16 protein-coding genes are annotated in these 19,402 nt (G+C 65.9%); 6 read left to right on the forward strand and 10 right to left on the reverse strand.

The window, feature by feature from the left end; all coding sequences use genetic code 11:
• Positions 1 to 2,723, forward strand: a 2,723-nt coding sequence (locus tag GV790_RS23020; protein ID WP_163815965.1) for an RHS repeat domain-containing protein, incomplete at its 5' end; no start/stop codon positions are given.
• Between the two features lie 857 nt (positions 2,724 to 3,580).
• Complete coding sequence (locus tag GV790_RS23025) at positions 3,581 to 3,889, forward strand: hypothetical protein (RefSeq protein ID WP_163815967.1); 309 nt, start codon at positions 3,581 to 3,583, stop codon at positions 3,887 to 3,889.
• Between the two features lie 1,629 nt (positions 3,890 to 5,518).
• Here GV790_RS23025 and GV790_RS23030 read toward each other — a convergent pair.
• Positions 5,519 to 6,103 carry a TetR/AcrR family transcriptional regulator gene (locus tag GV790_RS23030; protein ID WP_163815969.1) on the reverse strand — a complete coding sequence of 195 codons (585 nt, stop codon included), beginning with the start codon at positions 6,101 to 6,103 and terminating at the stop codon, positions 5,519 to 5,521.
• A 123-nt stretch (positions 6,104 to 6,226) separates the two neighbouring features.
• On the opposite strand from GV790_RS23030, the gene GV790_RS23035 reads away from it, so the two are divergent.
• Positions 6,227 to 6,985, forward strand: a complete 759-nt coding sequence (locus tag GV790_RS23035) for a class I SAM-dependent methyltransferase (protein WP_218586458.1) — start codon at positions 6,227 to 6,229, stop codon at positions 6,983 to 6,985.
• Between the two features lie 151 nt (positions 6,986 to 7,136).
• Here the strand turns inward: GV790_RS23035 and GV790_RS23040 are convergent, their stop codons facing one another.
• Positions 7,137 to 7,802, reverse strand: coding sequence for a molybdopterin-dependent oxidoreductase (locus GV790_RS23040; RefSeq protein ID WP_163815973.1), 666 nt, complete (start codon positions 7,800 to 7,802; stop codon positions 7,137 to 7,139).
• Positions 7,803 to 7,915: 113 nt separating this feature from the next.
• Positions 7,916 to 8,917, reverse strand: coding sequence for an alpha/beta fold hydrolase (locus tag GV790_RS23045; RefSeq protein WP_280213169.1), 1,002 nt, complete (start codon positions 8,915 to 8,917; stop codon positions 7,916 to 7,918).
• A 55-nt stretch (positions 8,918 to 8,972) separates the two neighbouring features.
• Here GV790_RS23045 and GV790_RS23050 point away from each other — a divergent pair, with 55 nt between their 5' ends.
• Positions 8,973 to 9,821, forward strand: a complete 849-nt coding sequence (locus GV790_RS23050; RefSeq protein WP_163815975.1) for an SDR family NAD(P)-dependent oxidoreductase — start codon at positions 8,973 to 8,975, stop codon at positions 9,819 to 9,821.
• Between the two features lie 118 nt (positions 9,822 to 9,939).
• Here the strand turns inward: GV790_RS23050 and GV790_RS23055 are convergent, their stop codons facing one another.
• Positions 9,940 to 10,767 carry a LysR family transcriptional regulator gene (locus GV790_RS23055; RefSeq protein WP_163815977.1) on the reverse strand — a complete coding sequence of 276 codons (828 nt, stop codon included), beginning with the start codon at positions 10,765 to 10,767 and terminating at the stop codon, positions 9,940 to 9,942.
• Positions 10,768 to 10,837: 70 nt separating this feature from the next.
• On the opposite strand from GV790_RS23055, the gene GV790_RS23060 reads away from it, so the two are divergent.
• The gene (locus GV790_RS23060; protein ID WP_280213167.1) at positions 10,838 to 12,043 is read left to right on the forward strand and encodes a YbfB/YjiJ family MFS transporter; all 1,206 of its coding nucleotides are present in this window, start codon (positions 10,838 to 10,840) and stop codon (positions 12,041 to 12,043) included.
• 123 nt (positions 12,044 to 12,166) lie between these two features.
• Here the strand turns inward: GV790_RS23060 and secG are convergent, their stop codons facing one another.
• From secG to GV790_RS23075, 3 genes are all read right to left on the reverse strand, one after another.
• A complete protein-coding gene (secG, locus tag GV790_RS23065; RefSeq protein WP_036537777.1) occupies positions 12,167 to 12,400 on the reverse strand; it encodes a preprotein translocase subunit SecG in 234 nt (77 codons plus the stop codon).
• 95 nt (positions 12,401 to 12,495) lie between these two features.
• Positions 12,496 to 14,094, reverse strand: coding sequence for an MFS transporter (locus GV790_RS23070; protein WP_163815979.1), 1,599 nt, complete (start codon positions 14,092 to 14,094; stop codon positions 12,496 to 12,498).
• A 385-nt stretch (positions 14,095 to 14,479) separates the two neighbouring features.
• Positions 14,480 to 15,052 (reverse strand): DUF3841 domain-containing protein, encoded by a 573-nt coding sequence (locus GV790_RS23075; RefSeq protein ID WP_163815981.1) that lies wholly within the window; start codon positions 15,050 to 15,052, stop codon positions 14,480 to 14,482.
• 221 nt (positions 15,053 to 15,273) lie between these two features.
• Here GV790_RS23075 and GV790_RS23080 point away from each other — a divergent pair, with 221 nt between their 5' ends.
• On the forward strand, positions 15,274 to 16,071 hold the full coding sequence (locus GV790_RS23080; protein WP_163815983.1) for an META domain-containing protein: 798 nt from the start codon (positions 15,274 to 15,276) through the stop codon (positions 16,069 to 16,071).
• A gap of 241 nt (positions 16,072 to 16,312) precedes the next feature.
• Here GV790_RS23080 and tpiA read toward each other — a convergent pair whose 3' ends face one another.
• Genes tpiA through gap form a run of 3 tightly spaced genes read right to left on the reverse strand, consistent with a single transcriptional unit; the run spans position 16,313 to position 19,343 of the window.
• Positions 16,313 to 17,098: a triose-phosphate isomerase gene (gene tpiA, locus GV790_RS23085; protein WP_163815985.1), complete on the reverse strand. Its 786-nt coding sequence runs from the start codon at positions 17,096 to 17,098 to the stop codon at positions 16,313 to 16,315.
• Positions 17,098 to 18,318: a phosphoglycerate kinase gene (locus GV790_RS23090; protein WP_163815987.1), complete on the reverse strand. Its 1,221-nt coding sequence runs from the start codon at positions 18,316 to 18,318 to the stop codon at positions 17,098 to 17,100. Before GV790_RS23090 ends, tpiA begins: the two co-directional genes overlap by 1 nt.
• A gap of 5 nt (positions 18,319 to 18,323) precedes the next feature.
• Complete coding sequence (gap, locus tag GV790_RS23095) at positions 18,324 to 19,343, reverse strand: type I glyceraldehyde-3-phosphate dehydrogenase (RefSeq protein WP_163815989.1); 1,020 nt, start codon at positions 19,341 to 19,343, stop codon at positions 18,324 to 18,326.
• Positions 19,344 to 19,402 lie beyond the last annotated feature (59 nt).

Consider the following 19,402-nt stretch of genomic DNA (forward strand, 5'->3'; position numbering starts at 1 on the left):
ACCCCCACCGCATCACCCGCCCCGACGGACTGTCCATCGACATCGCCTACCAATCCCACAACCGGCCCGTCTCCATCACAGGCGTCGACGGCACCGTCACCCGGCAGGAGTGGGATCCCGACGGCAACCTCGCCGCCATCATCGACCCCGCCGGAAACCGCACCACCTACACCCACCACACCACCGGCGCGGTCGCCACCGTCACCGAACCCACCGGCGCCCTCACCCACATCGAGGTCGACGCCGCAGGTCTTCCGGTCCGAGTCACCGACCCGCACGGCGGCCTCACCACCATCGAGCGCGACCACTTCGGCCGCCCGATCACCGTCACCGACCCACTCGGCTCGGTAGTCCGATACGTGTGGTCCGGCGAGGGCAAACTGATGCGCCGCATCGACCCCGACGGCGTCGGCGAATCCTGGATCTGGGACGGCGAACTCAACCTCACCGCCCACGTCAACCGCGCCAACGGCATCACCCGCTACACGTACGGCGCCTTCGATCTCCTCACCGCCCGCACCGAACCCGACGGCGCCATGACCCACTACCAGTGGGACACCCAGCGTCGCCTCACCGCCGTCGCCAACCCCATCGGCCAGACCTGGCACTACCGCTACGACCCGGCGGGACGTCTCGTCTCGGAAACCGACTACACGGGTGCCACCACCCACTACACCCACGATGTCGCCGGCCGCGTCGCCACGGTCACCCCCGCCACCGGCGTGACCCGCCATCACACCCACGACGTGCTCGGCCGCCTCACCTCGATCACCGCCGACACCGGCGAATGGATCCACTACACCCACGACAGCAGCGGCCGCATCAAAACCGCAGTCTCCGGCGTCAACGACACCCGCATCCACACACTCCAATTCACCCACACGCCCACCGGCCAGCTCGCCTCCCAGCGACTCGACGACCAACCACCCATGCTCTTCACCCACGACGAGCACGGCCGCCGTACCACGCGCACCACCCCAACCGGTGGCGTCACCACCTGGACCCACGACCCAACCGGTCGCATCACACAGATGACGACCGACGGCCACACCATCAACTTCACCCACGACCCCCTCGGCCGTACCACCGGCTGGCGCATCGGCAAGATCTCCATCGACCGCGCTTACACCGCCGTCGGTCACACCACCCACCAAGTCGTCACGGCCCTCGCTCCGGGGTCAACGTCGAATCCCGGCGCAGAAAACTGGAACGCACAATCGCGCGAGTTCGATAATGCGGCGCCAGCAAGCCGAATCCTGCGCCGCGACGACTACACCTGGCGCCCCGACGGCCACCTCACAACCCACACCACCACCACCGACACCGCTCACGAGCACCGCCGATACACCCTCGACCCCATCGGCCGAGTCACCAGAATCACCCGAAACGGCACGCCCACCGAGCAATACACCTACGACCACCTCAGCAATATCACCTCCGGAGGAGTAGTCACCCCCGACCTAACCATCCCGGGGGCGGCCGGCCATCCCGCCGTTCACAACTACCACGACGCGGGCCAGGAGTTGCCCACCCAATCGGACCAACGTCCGAATCCCACTGCGCCCCAACAAATCTCCCCCACCTACTCCCGTCGGGAGTACAACAACAACCTCCTTATCCGAGACGGCCGCCACCAATACCACTACGATCCGGTCGGTCGCCTCATCCGCAAGACGACCACCCGGCTTTCACGGAAGCCGGACGTCTGGCACTACCGGTACAATGCGTTCGATCAGCTCACGGATGTGTACACACCGGATGGAGAGTGGTGGCAGTACACCTACGACGCCTTCGGTCGCCGGACCAGCAAGCGACACCTGGCAGCAGATCAACGAATCCGAGAACGGACCGACTATGTCTGGGACTCGGCCCATCTGATTGAGCAATCAGTCGGCGTAAACCAGGCTATTGAGACAACAACTCGCTGGGAGTATCAACCCAGAACATATGTCCCGCTGACACAGACCATCGCGCAACCTTATACAGACGCCAGCACCTCCACGATGGTCACCGACTTGGTGGGAACACCCATCTGCTTGATCGATCCGGTCATCGGCCATGTGGAATCACAGGCTGAAACGGACTTACTCGGACGCACCACCTGGTCGGGCAGCGTTGATACGCCACTCAGACGGCCGGGCCAGATTCACGACGCCGAGTCCGGGCTCCACTACAACCTTGCCCGCACATACGATCCTCAAACCGGCAGATACTTGTCGCGGGATCCGCTCGGGCTGCGCCCCGCGGCGAACCCTCATACATACCCGCCGAACCCGCTGACATGGTCAGATCCTCTCGGACTTGTGCCAGAGGAATGTATGGTCACGGTATACCGCGGGACAAATAGCGGCGCGGAGCAGAACGTCCAGGACATGACAGGCTATATGATGAGTGATGCCGCACGCACAGAGTTTATGGGCACGGGATCGTTGGAATCTGCGATGAAGGCATCGCAAGATGCCCACCGCAATGCCCTTGATACGTGGGGATCGCTCGATAACTATGTGCAGGCTCACGGAGAGTTCGGTACGGAACTTTCTCGCGAATTCGGTCCACGAAGCATGATGTCATTCACAACAGATATAAGCGTCGCCAGACAGTTCGGCGATGCCGTATACATGGCCCAAGTGCCGCGGAGCATGCTGACGCCCCAAACCATTCCAGGCGCGGGGGAGGCGGAGGTGTTGATAGCTCATATGGTGAGAGTGACGAGAGTAGAATGAACAGTTTTCCTGACTCGAAAGAGATCGCCTTTGGCAGGCACCTTGCGCAATATCATTTCCGGTGGAGTGCCCGCCTTGGCGCCAACCCTCCGATAAATTCCGCTAAGGCGGGCATTGACCTACAGAGCTATCTCGCACAAAGCAATACGACGCGTAGGTTGGATGTGACGCTTCCCTGGGGAAGCGTTCTTCCGCTATTCGTCCACTGGAGTGACCGCACCGATTTAGACCTACTGGACGTGAAAATAGCATCTGACAAGCCGTACTTCGGGGACTTTGACGGTGTAGTAGTAGCGACAGATACTCCGACCGAATGCAAAAACTGCCATCATAGATTCATAGCCCTCACCCTCGAGCACTCGGTCACGCCAGTCGCCGACATGGTCCCTCGCTACCGGGCGCATGCGTATGTAGAGCATTGCCCGAACTGCGATACGAAATGGCGGTCAGATATTGTCGAGATAATAGCATCTTTGAGATAGACCGGATCATGAAGATGATATCTTGAAATGGACAAATTCGGATGACGCCCCAAGTATTCGTGTCAAACCTACGGCGCAGGCCATCCATGATGTGCGTCGCCGGAACATACGACACTTACGCAGCATTCCTTCGCGGAGATCAATTTGCACCGGAAGCTCGCCGGCTCGACGGATCCAAGGACTGGCTCGTCGAAAGTTAGGGCACGGCGATAACCTGGGCTGGCAGAGCTTGGTGATATGGCTGACCCTCGATGAGAGTAAACGACAGATGTACGGGTCGCGCGCCCCGGAGGACGAGCAGCTCCTGGTTCAAAACCTCTTCGATCTGTTTACCGATTATCTCAATGTTGTACGAATATTCTGGGGTTGAATAATATGAGACTGGAAGTCAGCAATCGGCTGACAATGCTCAAAGGTTTTGTCACAGCCCGATGCGAACCCGAGATCGAATCCCGTTACGCATGGGTTTGGGTATACCCACTCAAAGACGGCCGGTTCGACGTTTCAACAGTCGAAATTGACAAGAAATTCGTAGACAACGATGACGATGTCGGCGAAGATGATATCTCTCGACGGGATCTCGGTATCGTTCATACCATCGAGGAAGTCGACAAACTGATCGAGCAGCTCGGCGTGGACCCAAACGACCTCGATGCGCCCTGGCATAATGGCTTCCCCCTCTGAGGAATCAATCGTGGCCGATGAGTAGTCGCCGTACGGTGCCAGGCGAGGAATGCATAAGACCAACGGTATTCTTCACCAGAACTGCTGCGACCGAAGACTGTAGCGGGCAAGCACTTTCGAGTGCATCGCACCCGTGATCTATACCGGGCCAAAGATATCAGCAGATTGGCAACAAACATCGTTACTACTTCCCAGGGTAGCAAATGCCGAGCATGAGTTCGCAGAAAAAGATTACTGCTACAGGATCATGAAATCACTAAAACCCAGGAATAGGGTGGTCCAGTTGAGTGAAGTAACGAACATCGAGGCCGCAAACGCTATCCTGAGCATCTTAACCCAGCTCGGCCCGGTGGAGTGGGCTCGTATCGACGTCGGCTACGATGACTATAAACGACGAAGGCCGCCGCTGGCTGTATGGCGATACGAGTCGGAACGAGGCGACACCCCGAATCGGATACTTTCAGCAGTGAGCAGGTATTCCGGAGAGATAGATTGGTCCGTTGATAGACCTGAACGCAATTGGATAATTCAACCGACCAGGGTGGCCGATCCCGGCAGTGAGTTTTCCAATATCCCACACGGAAGGCTCAGAGCGGCAATTGCCTCGGCCGACCCAGTTTTCACTGAAGACGCAATCCAAGACTTCCGCGAGTTATTCAAACTTCTATCGCGATCCTGGTCTGCGGACCAGGATGTCAATTAAATCCCGGACCAGTATCCGCTGGTTGCGCCGACGCGGCGGAGGCGGAAGCCATCACCACACCGGCCCGGCCCGAAGCATCTCCCTTTCGATTTCAGGTGTACACCTGCGGCCGAACCGGTTTCGGCTGCGGCGGTACACCCCGCCGACGCGACATCCACTGCCGGTTGCGTGCCCGCGGTGAGGGCGGCTGCGGCCTTGTCGATCCCACTGGAATCGAAGGAGCCCTGGAGCCTGCCGAACGGGCCGTGGCCGAGTGGGTTGTGCGGATCCACCTGCACCAATTGGCCGTTGAGTCGCACTCTTCCTCTGAGGGTCGATACACTACCATTATTTTCAGCAGCAGAGACGAGCAGAGCGAACATCGCATGGCCGATAGGCCATCCCGCCTTCTCGACGGTTTCTTCATGGACAAAGAACAACCAAGATACTCGGAGTACAGCATCCGGAAGACAGCATGGGGGAGCTATGACGCTTTCGAAAACGGTCAGTGGTTGACAGTTTGGCAGTTGGAATTTTCTTCCGCACAACCTGACCGCACTGCCGACGTTATCGACGACTCGGATGTGGGTTTCCACGCCATTCTCCAAACTCGCGGCGATACTCGCGGTGAACTTCGGGTCACTACGCGCGAGCACGCCACGTCGGCTATCAACTATCCCATGACATACAAGTGCTTTCGTATCGTGAACGACAGCATCGCCGAGATATGCAAGATCCAAGGCCTGCCGCGGGACTGGTATGCACCCTTCAGGTAAATCCGCATCGAGCTGTACCGCACCCTCGGAAGGATCGGGACAACTTAAGGATGATCGCGATTTGAACAGAAATATCATCAAACAATTTCGAACACTGTGCGGCATCAAACCCGGAGACTCAATCCGCCGCTCCCCCGCAGCAGTCGCCGCCCGACCACTCCGCACACCCCACTAAAGAACCCCTGCGAGCACCGCTGCTACCAGTTTCTCGATCGCCTGGGTGGTGGGCGGGGAATCCCGGTCGGCGTGTAGGAGGTTTCCACCGCCGACCAGGGAGAGGGTGAGGGAATCGATGTCGGCGTCGGGGGTGATGCGGCCGAGCGTGCGTTCGGCGGTGAGGTAGGCGGCGACGGCGTCGGTGGCGTGGCCGAGGATGGCGATGCCGCCTCCGGGGCGGGCTCGGCGGAGGCGGGCGCGGAGCTCGTCGCGGAAGGTGATGAGCGGGATGATCGCCACCGGGACCGGGCCGAAGAGGACCGTGAGTGCGGATGCGAGGTTGCCGGTTACCGTGCCGGTGCCGGCGGAGGCCCGGAGCGAATCTGCTTGCGCCTCCAGTTGTGCGGCGCGGTCGAGGACGAGATCGGTGAGGAAGGCGTCGAAATCGGCGAAGTGGCGGTGCAGCACGCCCTTGGCGCATCCGGCCTCATCGGTGACGGCCCGGCTGGTGAGTCCGTTCGGCCCGTCGCGCAGCAGGATGCGTTCGGCCGCGTCGAACAGTTGCTGCCGCGCGTCACGCAGATGTACTCCAGTGGGCACTCGAGACTCCTCACGAACGAACACGTTGCCAGGTGGGCAACCGCCCACTAGTGTGGGCACATGCCCACTCTACCTCGGGAAGAACCCGAATCAGCAGCACCGCAGCCGCATCAGGCTCGGGCGATGGCGGAATCATTCGGTGTGGACGCGCCGGGCTACGACCGGGCACGGCCCCGGTACCCCGATGCCCTGGTGAACCGGATCATCGCGGGCAGCCCCGGGAGCGCGGTGCTCGATGTCGGCTGCGGCACCGGCATCGCGGGACGGCAGTTCCAGGCCGCGGGCTGCACTGTGCTCGGTGTCGAACCGGATGCACGGATGGCCGAGTTCGCGCGTGCCACTGGGCTGCCGGTGGAGGTCGCCACCTTCGAGGCCTGGGCGCCGGATGGGCGCAGCTTCGATGCTGTCATCGCGGCACAGTCCTGGCATTGGGTGGATCCCGCTGTCGGCGCGAAGAAGGCGGCACAGGTGCTGCGGCCACGTGGGCGACTCGCCATCTTCGGGCATGTCTTCGAACCGCCACCCGAGGTCGCCGAACCGTTCGCTGCCGCCTACCGTCGCGCCGTGCCGGACTCCCCGTTCGCCGACCAGCCGGCCCGGCGGTCAGTGGAGATGTATGAGGCGATGTATGCGAAATTCGCCGAAGCACTGCGTTCCACCGGCGCCTTCACCGAGCCCGAACACTGGCGGTACGACTGGGAGCAGCCGTACACCCGCGCGGAATGGCTGGCGCTACTTCCCACCACCGGCGGCTTCACCCGGCTCGACCCTGGTCAGCGGGCCACGATTTCGACGGCCGTCGGCGCGGCGATCGATGCACTGGGCGGCGGGTTCATGATGCAGTACAGCACACTGGCGGTGTCCGCGGTCCGTACCGTTTGATCAGGGGGCCGAGCACACCTACTCGGCGGCGGCACACGAGTGCGTTATCGCGAAACCCGATCACCCGGCCGGCACAATCCAGCCTGCCGGCCACCTGACATGGCCGTCGCAAAGTACAGCCGCAGCAGCGGCGACCCACCGACCACATCTCCTACCCCTCCGCACTCCCCCGCGCACTGAGCCGGCGAATCGGCCCGATCAACGACCGATACACCGGCCGCACTACCCGACCCGGCAGATGCCGGTGGCGTTCCTCCTCCCACACTCGTGCCCTCGGGTGTGAGGCGAGGGGGGACCATCGGTCGGTCACCGGGGGCGTGGAGGTGTGTAATTCGATGCGGCAGAGGTGTTTTGTGTTGATGAAGCCGTATTGGCTGGGGCTGACGAGACGGACGGGGGCGCCGTGGTCGCTGTTGAGCGGTTGGCCGTCGAGGCGGTCGGCGATGAGGACGTCGTCGGCCAGGGCGTCGGCGAGTTCCACGGTCGATTGGAAGCCGTCTAGACCTTCGAAGATGAGGTGGCTGATCGAGGTGCCCGGTTCTAGTCGCGGCTCGATCTGGGAGCGGTAGAAGGTGTCGAACGGCACCCCTTCCCACAGCAGGCCGGTGGCCGACCAGCCGGCGACGCAATGGAAGTCGGAGCGCTGCTCGCGGCGCGGCATCGTCGCGAGATCGGCCACCGACACAGTGAAGGGCTCGGCTACCGCGCCACCGATCTCGATGGCCGGATCGACGGGCACCGCCGGCGGCGGGTGGTGGAGATGGGTACCGAAGCGTGGGAACCCGTCGACAGCACGTTGACCAGGGGGAAGTGTCATGGCGAGCCTCCATCTATACGGCACCGTATATGACTGGAAGACTACTCCGCGCCCGCAGCTGCGTCGAGTGTCGGCTACGGCACACCTGCCCGGTCTCGAGCAGGCGCCCGCATCTATGCCGAGGTCGAACGTTCCTCGGCGAATTCCCCAGCGACGCCGAGCCCACGCAGGCTCTCGAGCAGGAAGGCATTCACCGCATCGGAACGCTCCAGCTGAACCAAATGCCCCGCGCCATCGACTTTTTCGACAGCACGCAGGTCGGGGACGTGCGCCCGCATGGTGTCGAGCGGGTCGCGGCCGCTGAAGCCCTCCATATCCGGGTCGTTCTCGCCGTAGATGAAGTACACCGGAACACCGACCGAGGCGCCGGCGTAGTCGGCGGTCAGTTCCCAGTTGCGGTCGATGGCGCGATACCAGCTCAGGCCGCCGGTGAAACCGGTGCGTTCGAAATCGGCTGCGAGCGTGTCGAATTCTTCGGACGACAGCCACTTCCAGGGCAGTGACGGCGCTTCCGGGAGCGCCTCGAGATAGCTGATGCCGGGCGGGTTACGCCAGGTGTCGAGGTAGTGGTAGTCGCCGCTGAGCGCGTAGTACACGCGGGAGAGGAATTCGCGCGGACGGGCGGCCAACGCCGTGTCGGCGACGCCGGGCTCGCGGAAGTATTCGAGATGCAGGAAGTGCCTTTCGGCCATCTTCGACCAGTAGCTCGACGGCACCCGCGGCGCGCGCGGGGTGAAGGGGTTGTTCAGCACCACCAGACCGCGCACACGCTCGGGTGCGCGCAATGCCAGCTCCCACAGCAACGCCGCACCGAAATCCAGGCCGACGAAAACAGCCTGTTCCGCGCCGATGTCGTCGAGCAGGGCCAGAAGGTCGCCGATGACGGCTTCGTTGGTGTAGGCGTCCACTCCGTCGGGGATGTCGCTGCGACCGTATCCGCGCATGTCCGGGGTCAGTGCACGGAAACCCGCGTTCGCCACGGCTTCCATCTGCCGATGCCAGACGAACCAGGTGTGCGGGAAACCGTGGCAGAACACCACCGGATCGCCCGCACCCTGCTCCGCCACGTGCAACCGCACGCCATTGCCCGTCACGAACCGATGAGCTACTTCCACGACAACCTCCCGAACACTAGAACGCGTTTCAGTTTCACGGTAATGTCCCGGGACCGTGAGCGGAATACCTGCACAACTGAGCGGCCGGGTCGCGGTGGTCACCGGCGCCAGCCGTGGCATCGGTAAAGGCATCGCCCTCGAGCTGGGCGCGGCCGGCGCGACGGTGTACGTCACCGGGCGGTCGACCACGCCGGGACGGCTGCCCGGCACCGTGAACGACACCGCCACCGAGATCGATGCGCTGGGCGGCACCGGTATCCCCTACATCTGCGATCACCGCGACGACGACGCGGTGCAGCGGCTGTTCGAGATGGTGCGCGGCGAGCAGGGCCGGCTCGACCTGCTGGTGAACAACGTCTACAACTCCCCGGCCGCCGCCCGCTGGCTGGGCAAACCGTTCTGGGAGGTGCCGCCGACGGCCTGGGACGAGACCTTCGACGTCGGCGTGCGCTCCCACTACGCGGCCAGCGTTTACGCCGCGCCCCTACTGCGTGAATCGGGCGGATTGATCGTCAATATCTCCTCCCCCGGCGCCGAACGGCATATGCACAATGCCGTCTACGGCGTCGCCAAAACCGCCCTGGATCGGCTCACCGCCGATATGGCGCACGAACTGGCCGCGGACGGTGTCACGGTCGTCTCGCTGTGGCCCGGCATTGTGAATACCGAGCTGTTGCAGATGATTCCGCGCGACGCGGAGGGCAAACGGCGGGTCACGCTGCCCGGTGAGGGCAGTTTCGATCTGGATGCCGCGGAATCACCGCGGTTCCCTGGCCGCGCGGTCACCGCGCTGGCCGCCGATCCCGATCGACAGCGCCGCTCCGGCCGCGCCTTCCGGGTCGCCGACCTCGCCGAGGAGTACGGGTTCACCGACGTCGATGGACGCGTACCGCGCGCGGACTGATCACGACCCGGTGCCGAAGCAGATCACGTCGGGCAGTCGGCGAAGCGCTGATCTCGAGCACTCGCCTCTCGACCGTTTCGACCTCGAACGTCCACGAGATCGCCGGCATTCTGTCCGCTCAGGCGACCTCGAGAAACCGGCGCACGGCCCGCGACGGTTCGGCTCGCCACGCCACCCGCACCCGTGACGGCGGCGCGTCCGGTAGGTCGCGATACACCACCCCGGGGTGCGGCGCACGCACCCGGGCAAGTTCGGGAACGACACCGATGCCGCGTCCGGCGGCCACCAGCTCGATCCACTCGTCGAAGTTGGTGCAGGTGATGACCGGGCGCGCCGGGTCGGGCGGATCCCAGGATGCGGCGGTTGTCGTCCCGGAGATGGTATTGACCACCAGCGGCTCATGGGCGAGGCCGGCCCAGCGTAGTCCGGCGGCGGTGGCCAGTGGGGAGGCGGAGGCGACCGCGAGTACCCGGCGTTCGGTGGCGATCGGGCGGGAGCGGAGGTGCCGGGGCAGGCCGTTGCCGGTGCGGTAGATGGCGATATCGATGGTGCGTTCGGTGAGCGCGGTGAGTGGATCGTCGATGCGACGCAGCGCGATGCGCCCGCCGAGTTGCTCGAAGCGGGTGCGGGTTTCGGTGAACCATTCGTCCGGCAGCAGCCAGGAGAAGCCGAGTTCGACGGCGCTGCGGCTGCCCAGGTCGGCGCGGACCGCGTCGACGTCGGCGAGGATGCCGCGGCCGCGATCCAGTAGTTCCCGGCCCTCGTCGGTGAGGGCGAAGTGTCGCGAGCTGCGCTCGATCAACCGGCATTCGAGCAGGCGCTCGAGCTGCTGGATGGTCCGGGTCAGCGCCGGCTGGCTCAGGTGCAGGCGGGCGGCGGCGCGGGTGTAGTTGGCTTCCTCGCACAGTGCGACGAAGGCCCGCAGGTGGCGCAGCTCGACATCCATGCGTCCAGCGTATACATCGTGCACAGGAAGCATTTCACAGCGGATCGGCCGGGACCTAGCGTCGGATGTCGTGACCGCTACCTCCGAGTCGAATCCGTGGGCCCGACACGGCAGTGCGCACGGACGCCCGCTGATGCAGGCGCTGGCAGCCTGTGCCGGTTTGGCCGCTGCGATGGGCGTGGGCCGTTTCGCCTACACCCCGCTCATGCCGGTGATGATCGACGCGCAGCGCCTCGACGCCCATACCGGTGCGGTCGTCGCGGCCGCCAACTACGCGGGGTACCTGCTCGGCGCGGTCCTGCTCGCGCGTGTGCCGAAACTGCACGGTCCGACCTTCTTCCGGCTGTCGGCCCTGGCCCTGATCGCCAGCGAGGCAGTAATGGCGGTGCCGACCCCTAGTGCGGTGGCCGCGGGGTCTCGGCTGGTGGCGGGGGTGGCCAGTGCCGTGATCTTCGTCGGCTGCGCCCGCGCCGTCGCGGTGTCCGGCGGACGGCACGGTGCGGGCATCGCGTTCGCCGGTGTGGGCGTGGGGATCGCGATCACCGGGGTGCTGGTGCTCGTGGCGCGCCCGGTGGTGTCGTGGCAGGGGATGTGGGCCGGGGCGGCGGCGCTCACCGCGCTACTGCTCGCGCCTGCGGTCCGGTTGCCGATTCCTGCGGGAGGCGCACAGCGGCGGACTGTCCGGCGGGCGGGTCGAGGTGCGTGGCGGTTGCTGTTGGGGGCGTACTTCCTGGAGGGGCTCGGCTACATCGTCATCGGGACGTTCCTGGTGGCGGCGGTGAGCGGGCCCGATGGTGCTGCGCTGGCGCCGCTGAGCTGGGTGATCGTCGGGGTGGCTGCGGCACCGGCGACGGTGGTGTGGGGTGCGCTGGCTCGGCGATGGCAGGCGTCGGCGCTGCTGCCGATCGCGTTGTTCGCGCAGCTGCTGTCGGCGGTCTTGCTGGCGGTGTCGAGCGGAACATGGCAGGTCGTGCTGGCGGCTGCCTTGTTCGGCGCGACGTTCATGGGGATCACGCTGCTGGCGATGGAGGTCGGCGGTGAGCTGCGTGGGGCGGCGGCGGCTGCCTCATTGACGGCGGTGTACGGGGCCGGTCAGCTGCTGGGGCCGTTGCTGGTGGCGCCGCTGTTGGGTGCGGGTTACGGCGCCGCGTTCGCGGTGGCGGCCGTGGTGCTGGCGGCGGGGACGCTGTTGGCGGTCGTGGTTGCGCGGACGGTCGAGCCGATGGATGGTGCCCGCACCTCACGTACCCGGGACGAGACGGTTCCGGTCGGATAGTGCGCGGCAGACGTCCGCCTCTGCGTGATGTCACATCGCCGCGGTCGCCGCAGGTCGCGACGCCACGCGGGAGCCGACTGCGATGCGCCGGTGTTCCTGGTCACGCACCGGCGATCCGGCGGATCAGGAGAACTTGATCTCCAGGCCGATACCGAGGATGGCGATCAACCAGATGAGACCGGTGAAGATGGTGACGCGGTCGAGGTTCTTCTCCACAACGGTCGAGCCGGACAGGCTGGACTGCACGCCGCCGCCGAACAGGCTGGACAGACCTCCACCCTTGGCGCGGTGCAGCAGCACCAGCAGCACCAGCAGCACGCTGGTGATGATCAGGAGGATATCCAGGAACATCCGCATGGCCGACAGTCTATGTGCTCGGTCTCCTGGCGCCGAATCAGCCCGGTTTCGCCGCCTGATCCACCGACTGCCCGGTCCGTATCTCCCGGCCGTGACTACCGCGGCGTCACCGCGACCAGGTGCGTGACGGTCCCCGGCTCATCGGCGGAGTAGCGGGCCACCGCGCTCTCGCGCAGCTGATCCTGTGCGGTGAGCCGGACCTGATGCTGCTGCATATGCTCCGACCAGGAGCGCACCACGAACGCCTCGACATAGCGGTCGACCACCCCGACATCGCGGTAGAGCCGCCACTCCATGGCGCCGGTGCGCTGGCGGGACCGGCCCACGAACACCATCGCGGCCAGGAATTCGTCGACGTTCTCCGGCGGCACGTCATAGGAGCGCAGCACCATGACCGGCCCGTCGGCCGGTGACGGTTCCTCCACCAGTTGCGGTTCCGGCCAGAACGCCGACGGCGTGAGATCGAGCGCGTCGGCATCGTGGCGGATCGGCAGCCACAGCGTGCTCAACGCACAGCAGCCGAGCAGGACCGCCGCCGCCAACAGCGCCGTCACCACCCCGAACGCGCCCGCGACCAGGCCCCACACCAGCGAGCCGATGGCCTGCCCGCCCATGAACACCAGCATGTACACCGACAGCCCGCGTGCCCGCACCCATCCGGGCAGCAGTAGCTGCATCGTCGCGTTCATGGTGGACAGCGCGAGCAGCCAGGCGAAGCCCGCGCACACCAGGAGCAGCAGCACCGGAATCAGCGCGTGTAGCAGCGCGGCGCCGACCGTCGCGGCGCCGAACATCACCGCCGCGACCGCCAGCTGCCTGGTCGGGGTGAGCAGCGCCCGGACCCGTGCCAGCGCCAACGCACCGAGGACGGCACCGACGCCGAGGGCACCGAGCATCACGCCGTAGCCGGAGGAGCCGAGGTGCAGACCGTCGCGGGCGACCACCGGCAGCAGCGCCCACAACGCGCTACCCGGCCCGACGAACAGGATGGAACGCAGCAGCACCCGCCGGATCGCCGGCGCGGCCCGGATGAACCGGGTGCCCGCCTGCAGGGCGGCCAGCGGGCGTTCGCTGGGCAGCGACCGCTCGGTGGACGGTCGGCGCCACAGGATCAGCGCGGCGACGATGGCACCGAAGGACAGCGCGTTGAGTGTGAACACCAGCGTCGGGCCCGACAGCGACACCAGCACACCCGCGATCGCGGGCCCTACCGCCCGCCCGATGTTCATGCTCATACTGCCGAGCGCCGCGACCGACGGAATCTGTTCGCGCGGCACCAGTTCGGGCTGGATGGCCTGCCAGGCGGGCGCGGTCAGCGCCTGGCCGCAACCGAGCAGGAACAGCAATGTCAGCAGGACCGCAGGCGTGGTGTGCCCGGTGGCCGTTGTGACGGCGAGCGTGGCCGCCAGCAACGCCATGGTCGTCTGCGCACCGAGCAGCAGCCTGCGTCGATCCACCAGGTCGGCGATCACGCCGGACGGGATCGACAGCAGCATCACCGGCAAGGTGGTCGCGGTCTGCACGAAGGCCACCAGTGTCGCGGCGTTCGGCTGATCCACCAGGATCCACTGCGCGCCGACCGTCTGCATCCAGGTGCCGAGATTGGAGACGAGCTGCGCGATCCACAACGCCCGATACACCCGGATCCGCAGTGGCGCCCAGGTGGAAGGCGGTTTCGGCGCGGCGGTGGTCACTTGGGACAGCCTAGTCTGGAGCTCCGGCGGCGCCTCGGCGATCACCGAGCCGGGTGCTTGCGCGTCGCGGTTCGGGGTCGAATCGAGGATCGGCGAGCGAGCTCAGCACGGAACACCAGGCGGCGTCATCCGGGCAGCATCGCCAGTCGGCACCGCGGACCCGTCACCGAACCCCGCCTTCGGCGCAGCCGGCACACCAGTGGGCAGGTGGACGGCGTCCGGACCGGAGGTTGGGCTTCCGAGACCTGGTGATCGCGTCCGCCGCACTCGACCACCGCGGTCTCCGGCGTCAGCACAGGCGCCAGTCGGATCCGGGTTCGCCACGCCCAGGAGGCGGTCTGTCCGCGCCGGAAGTCCAGCCCGCCACCGGGACCATCCTCGGCGCTCAGTCGGCGACAACTGGCGACGGGGTGAGATCAGGGTCGGCGGCGATGCGGGCGGCGGTTTCGGCGTCCGGTGCGTAGTAGCGGCTGCGCACGACCCATTCGCGCCGCAGTTCGGGGATCACGACCTGAAGGTTGTCCCACTCGTGTTCGAGAGTGCCGCTCCAATCCATGGGCGCCTGCTCGGGTGGGAAGGCGGGACCGTCGGTGCGGCCGGCGGCGCGCAGCAGCTCCATCGTGACGCCGAGGTAGTCGTTCCAGCGGGCGTAGGAGGTGGTCATGGTGAGCGCGGCGGGCACGTCGAGCTTGATCAGATACACGCCGCGCGCCCATTGGTCGAGGCCGAGCAGACTGTTGGCAGTGCTGCGCGTCGCGCGGGGGCGCAGTGCACGGCCGGGCCAGCACCACACCGGTGCCGCACCATGGCAGGCAATGCCCCGGCGTTCCATCTCGGCGACCATCGCCCGATAGGCCGGGCGCCAGTTCACGATCGCGTATTGCCAGTCCGCGCGGTAGACGCCGTTGTCACGCACGGCGTCGACGACGTGCGCCGCCTGCAAGGTCCACAATCGCATCAGCGATCGACCCACTCGGATGTCGAATCCGCAATCACTTGGTCCACCCCGTATCCCGTTATCGGACAGGGACGTACGGTACGGCCCGGCATTCGCTGCGTCATCTGAATTTCGGCGATCGCCGGAATGTCGAAACCCGATCGCCGCCCGCCGCAGCAGCTGGACGTGGATGTCGCCCGCGAATCCCGAGTCGGCAGATCACCCGCCGGTAGGATCGCGACATGTCGGCACATCTGATCCGGTTCGGAGCGGCATTGCTGCTCACCCTCGCGGCCGCCACGGCCTGCGCGAACGACGACGACGCCGAGCCGGCCGGGCCCGCGCCGACGCCGATGGGCCACACCTACCTCTCCACCGAGGTGGAAGGCACCCCGATTCCCGGCGGCGGCCCGCTGACGCTCACCTTCGCCGAGGGCCGGATCTCCGGGTCGGCGGGCTGCAATACCCATAGCGGCGCGGTCGAACTCGATGGCGACACCGTCAAGGTGTCGGGCCTGGCCAGCACGCTGATGGCCTGCCCCGGCGAGAAGATGGGCGCCGACGGATGGCTCAGTGATCTGCTCAATGCCTCGCCCAGCTGGCGGCTCGACGACGCCCGGCTCACCCTCGAAGGCAACAACACCACCGTGATCATGATGGACAAGGAAGTCCTGCTCCCCGACCGCCCGCTGCGCGGCACCCCGTGGGTCGTCACCGCCCTGCTCACCCCCGATGCCGAGATCCACTCGCAGAAGATCGACGAACTGCGACCCAGCTTCACCATCGCCGAGGACGGCTCCTTCACCGGTTTTGCCGGCTGCAACCGGATGACCGGCTCGGCCACCATCACCGACACCCCGGAAGGCTCCGATATCGCCTTCCAGGTGGCGACCACCAGGATGATGTGCGACCCGGAAACCATGGAGGTCGAACAGGCGGTCCTCCAGGCCCTCGACCGCACCGCGCAGGCCACCGTCGACGCCGACGTCCTCACCCTGCGCAACCCCAACGGTCATGGACTGACGCTGCGGGCGCAATAGCCGCGCAGCACCCGGCACACCTGCCCCACACAGCCGGCCAAGGCACAGGCCGGCGCGCCCTGCACGCACTGTTCACTGCGTGCAGGGTCACGCCAGAACCTCGCCGACGAACTGCGGGTCTGGGTCATCGCCTCAGCCGCTCCGCGAACCGGATCACACGCCCCTCCGAGCACGACCACGAATCCACGACAACGACTGAGGCCCACCGGGATCAATCCCGGTGGGCCCCGAGGGTCGTTGATCAGGGCAGCGGGCCGCCCGCGGCGATCGCCGACAGAGTGGCGAACTCGTCACCCTTGAGCGAGGCACCGCCGACCAGCGCGCCGTCGATATCGGTCTGCGAGACCAGTTCGCCGACGTTCTTGGCATTGACCGAACCGCCGTAGAGCACCCGCACCGACGCCGCCACCTCCGGCGACGCCAGTTCGGCGAGCTCACCGCGGATCGCGCCGCACACTTCCTGCGCGTCGGCAGGAGTGGCGACCTTGCCGGTGCCGATGGCCCACACCGGTTCGTAGGCGATGACGATCTTCGAGATCTCCTCGGCCGTCAGGCCTTTGAGCGAACCCCGCAACTGCTCGAGGTTGTACTCGACGTGGGTCTTCGCCTCGCGGACATTGAGACCCTCACCGATGCACACGATCGGGGTGATCTCGTGCTTCAACGCCTGCTTGGCCTTGGCGAGCACGATCGCGTCGTCCTCGTTGTGGTACTGGCGGCGCTCCGAATGGCCGACCACCACGAAGCTGCACCCCAGCTTGGCCAGCATGGACGCGCTGATCTCGCCGGTGTAGGCGCCCGCGTCGTGCACCGACACATCCTGCGCGCCGAAGGTGACGCGCAGCTTGTCACCCTCGATCAGCGTCTGCACGCTGCGGATATCGGTGAACGGCGGGATGACGGTGACGTCGACCTTGTCGAAGTACTTGTCCGGCAGGGCGAACGCGATCTTCTGCACCAGGGCGATGGCCTCGAGATGATTGAGGTTCATCTTCCAGTTGCCCGCGATGAGCGGCTTGCGTGCCATTACGCGTCCTCCTCCAGCACGCTGATGCCGGGAAGTTCCTTGCCCTCGAGGTATTCCAGCGACGCACCGCCACCGGTCGAGATGTGCGAGAAACCGTCCTCCGGCAGGCCGAGGGTGCGCACGGCCGCGGCCGAGTCGCCACCACCGACGACGGTGAACGCGCCCTTACCGGTCGCGGTCACGATCGCCTCGGCGACCCCGCGGGTGCCGGCGGCGAAGTTGTCGAACTCGAACACACCCATCGGGCCGTTCCAGAACACCGTCTTCGCCTCGGTCAGCAGCGCCGAGAACCGGTCCACCGACTCGGGACCGATGTCCAGGCCCATCCAGCCGTCCGGGATCTCGTGGGCCGGAACGACCTTCGAGTCGGCGTCGGCGGCGAACTTGTCGGCCGCGACGATGTCACGGGGCAGGTGGATGACGTCGGCGAAGCGTTCGAGCAGCTGCTTGCAGGTGTCGATCATCTCCTCCTGCAACAGCGAGGAACCCACCGAAAGGCCCTGGGCGGCAAGGAAGGTGAAGCACATGCCGCCGCCGATGACGAGGGTGTCGACCTTGGGGGCCAGCGCCTCGATCACCGCGAGCTTGTCCGAGACCTTGGACCCGCCGAGCACCACCGCGTACGGCCGCTCCGGGTTCTCGGTGAGCTTGGCCAGCACCTCGACCTCGGCGGCGACCAGCGCGCCCGCGTAATGCGGCAGCAGCTTCGCCACGTCGTAGACCGAGGCCTGCTTGCGGTGCACCACACCGAAGCCGTCGGAGACGAACGCGCCGTCCTCGCCCACCAGCTCGACCAGCGCGGCGGCCAGCTTGGCGCGCTGCGCGTCGTCTTTGCTGGTTTCGCGCGGATCGAACCGGATGTTCTCGAGCATGAGCACGTCACCGTCGGTGAGGCCTTCCGAACGCGCGAGCGCGTCCTGGCCGACCACATCACCGGCGAGTTGGACATTGCGGCCCAGTTCCTCGGCCAGCCGCGCGGCGACCGGCGCCAGCGACAACTTCGGATCCGGCTCACCCTTCGGGCGGCCCAGATGCGCGGTGACGACCACCTTGGCGCCGGCCTCGACCAGCGCCTTCAGCGTGGGCACCGACGCCAGGATGCGGCCCGGATCGGTGATGGTGCCGTTGTCGTCGAGGGGGACGTTCAGGTCGGAGCGCACCAGCACGCCCCGGCCCTCGACACCCTCGGCCAGCAGATCTGCGAGTGTCTTGACTGCCATCTGGGTCAGAGCGACTTTCCGACCAGGCCGATGAGGTCGGCGAGGCGGTTGGAGTAGCCCCACTCGTTGTCGTACCAGGACACGACCTTCACCTGATCGTCGATGACCTTGGTCAGCGGCGCGTCGTAGATCGACGAGTGCGGGTCGGTGACGATGTCGCTGGAGACGATCGGATCGGTGTTGTACTTCAGGATGCCCTTCAGCGGGCCCTCGGCGGCAGCCTTGTACGCGGCGTTGATCTCGTCGATGGTGGCCGACTTGGACAGGGTGGCGGTGAGGTCGGTGACCGAACCGGTGGGCACCGGCACGCGCAGCGCGTAGCCGTCCAGCTTGCCCTGCAACTCGGGCAGCACCAGGCCGATGGCCTTGGCGGCGCCGGTGCCGGTGGGCACGATGTTCAGCGCGGCGGCGCGGGCGCGGCGCAGGTCGCTGTGCGGGCCGTCCTGGAGGTTCTGATCCTGGGTGTAAGCGTGGATCGTGGTCATCAGGCCACGCTCGATGCCGAACTCGTCGTTGAGGACCTTGGCCAGCGGGCCGAGGCAGTTGGTGGTGCAGGAGGCGTTGGAGATGATGTTCTGGCTGCCGTCGTACTGGCTGTCGTTGACACCCATGACCACGGTCAGGTCTTCGCCCTTGGCGGGCGCGGAGATGATGACCTTCTTGGCGCCTGCGGCCAGGTGCCCCTTGGCCTTGGTGGCGTCGGTGAAGATGCCGGTGGACTCGACCACCACGTCGACGCCGAGATCGCCCCACGGCAGGGCGGCGGGCCCTTCCTTGATGGCCAGCGCCTTGATCCGCTGGTCGCCGACCACGATGGTGTCCTCGCCGTCGAGCGACACATCCTGCGGCAGCCGGCCCAGGATCGAGTCGTACTTCAGCAGGGTGGCCAGGGTCGCGTTATCGGTGAGGTCGTTGACCGCGACGATCTCGATGTCGGTGGTGCCGAGCGCCTTCTGCGCCTCGACCGCCCTGAAGAAGTTACGGCCGATACGACCGAAGCCGTTGATGCCTACCCGGACAGTCACGTTATCGCTCCTCAGCTTTTCAGCGGATTCATTCCGTCTCTACCTACAGTAGTGCCCGG

Source organism: Nocardia cyriacigeorgica (assembly GCF_010858045.1).
In the GTDB taxonomy this organism is placed as follows: domain Bacteria; phylum Actinomycetota; class Actinomycetes; order Mycobacteriales; family Mycobacteriaceae; genus Nocardia; species Nocardia cyriacigeorgica_E.